The sequence below is a fragment of the Paenibacillus sp. 01T422 genome (assembly GCF_056398785.1).
Genome location: NZ_JBFTQB010001010.1, coordinates 1 through 2,185 on the forward strand (window position 1 = coordinate 1; position 2,185 = coordinate 2,185).

The window sequence follows — 2,185 nt, forward strand, 5'->3', positions numbered from 1 at the left end:
TTATTGGAGTTGTCCTGATCGTTGTCAGAGGGCTCCCCATCGTTCTCATCTTCTTCAAAGTTTTCGCCTTCATCGTCCTGATCGTCTTGATAGTCATCTAGCTCCTCTTGCTCAGGAAGATCAGCTTCTTGCTCTTCGAAGTCTTCGGCTCCGCCATCTTGATCTTGTCCTTCCGGGGATCCTGGAGGAGTTGTCGTAAATCCTTCGTCGAAAATACCCATGGTAATGCTCCCTTCAATTTGTGGTATATAAAAAAGCTCCCGAAGGAGCTGGGCCACCTATGTGGTTTTGTCTTCGCTACCTTCGTTTTCAATATGTTTAATATGGAAAAACACCGCCTCCAGAGCCTTAGCTGCTGAGCGGTGTTCAGGAACTCTATCCAGTTCACAAGTCATGAGTTTGTTCTTGTTATCATTGATGCGAGCTTGCATGAATTGCTCAATTATCTGCCAGCCTTCGCACTGCTTCATGTACCGAATGGCTTCTTTCTCTCTACTCATGGAGGGCGACCACCTTTCAGGAAACCAACAATGATCGGAGGCTTAGCTTGCAAGAGTGCCTGCCGTTGTCTCATCAGCTTTATAATCCGTTTCACCCTAGCTAATCTGACCTTGTTCATGTGCTTAGCCTCCCGTCATTTGCATGCCTTGTTCTTGCATCATTGCCGTGTTCGCGCCTCCGCCAGATGGTGCACCGKGGGGAACGGCATTACCTTCTGGCATCATCGGCGGGCCTTGCTGCATGAATTGTGAAAGGATCTGCTGAAGCTCCGGTGGCAATCCTGCAATGAACTGCTGCACAGCCTGATTAGCCATCGTGCCTTGCATATCCTGTTCGGTGGGAAGCAGCATATCCGTGTTCTTGATGTCAAATGCTTCGAACACCTTACGGAGCAAAGCCATGATCTTGTCAGGATACTGCTGCATGATAGGATTGTTCGATACGATGCCGAACAGTTCTACCATACGCTGTTTGAAAGCTTCCTTATTTGCTTGCGGTTCAACTGAAGAACCGGCAGCAGTAAGATCGAATTCTCCTTGTATGTCCTCAGGAGAGAGCCGCTTCCAAACAGCACCCTTCTCACCAGTTACGCGCATCACCTTATCACTATCCATAAACTGCTGATTAAGCTGCATCATGAGCCTAGAGACGCCAACAAGCAAAGACTTCTCAACGCTTGAAATGACCAGCTTAAAGCGCATCGATGCGTTGTTGTCTTTGCTCATGGTTGACGTGGCTGTCTCACCGGATGTGCTGGTACCCATCACGACATCGTGTGCACCAGATGTGTCCTGCATGTCTTGCTTGATGGTTTGCTCTTCAGTGAACGTAGAGGAAGGCACATCCTTAATGCCCATCTCTTCAACATCGTCCATCTCATCTACTTCAATGATTCCGCCTTGCTTAAAGACGAGCTGCTTACGATCAATGGTAGCCCCGCGCCGAACCTTGAACATACGGCGAAGCAAGAAAGAGCGGAAGTCAATCCGCATGTTACGCTCATTGTTGAGCTCATCCTGCAGGTCTTCAATCATCTCAATGATGCCCATGCCGTAGAACTCATGAGGCACTTCACAATAGACTTCTTTGTTGTAAGGCTTTTTCTTGTGCCAGTAAGGATTTTCTGACTCAGTTGCCACCCATGAACGGTTAATGATCGCTACATATTTGTCGTCTTCCCAGTAGTGATGAACCTCATAAATCCCATTCTCATCGGAGTGATCAGGGTTTTCATCGCTGTTCGGCAGACCAACAGCGCCCATGCGATCAGCTCGGGCTTGATTCGATTTATAGTCATTGCGAATGAAGTCCCAGTTCACTTTCCAAATGCCTTTGTCAGCCAGCTCCTGAATGTATTCCTTACATTCATAGCTAACGTGTCCGGCATATCTAGCATCGTCAATGTTCTCACCGTTAGGATCAACAAAGAAGCTCATGATATCAATGAACCTGACGTCTGGATCGTCATATTCTTTTTCATTCATTTCAGTCGGCTGCCAGTCTTGAATTGGCTGTTCATTCTCATCTAACAATGGGTCGCCTGATTCCTCATCAATAACCGGCTGTAACTGCTTCTTGATAATCTTCCGTTCTTTCAGCTTCCAAACGGAGTAAGTAATCCCGGTTCCGTAGATGCTCAGTTCCTTGTGTCCCGTTTTAATGATCCGCTGGATATCCATACGCT

3 protein-coding genes and 1 pseudogene are annotated in these 2,185 nt (G+C 47.4%); all 4 read right to left on the minus strand.

The genetic code is table 11. The annotated features are described in order from the left end of the window. A pseudogene (locus AC1DUA_RS34820) lies at nucleotides 1-221 on the minus strand (hypothetical protein); the annotation flags it as partial. A 57-nt stretch (nucleotides 222-278) separates the two neighbouring features. Further along, nucleotides 279-500, minus strand: a complete 222-nt coding sequence (locus AC1DUA_RS34825) for a hypothetical protein (RefSeq protein WP_477504089.1) — start codon at nucleotides 498-500, stop codon at nucleotides 279-281. Continuing rightward, the gene (locus AC1DUA_RS34830) at nucleotides 497-619 is read right to left on the minus strand and encodes a hypothetical protein (protein WP_477504090.1); all 123 of its coding nucleotides are present in this window, start codon (nucleotides 617-619) and stop codon (nucleotides 497-499) included. Before AC1DUA_RS34830 ends, AC1DUA_RS34825 begins: the two co-directional genes overlap by 4 nt. 4 nt (nucleotides 620-623) lie before the next feature. Beyond that, on the minus strand, nucleotides 624-2,185 hold a 1,562-nt coding region (locus AC1DUA_RS34835; RefSeq protein ID WP_477504091.1), incomplete at its 5' end, for a portal protein.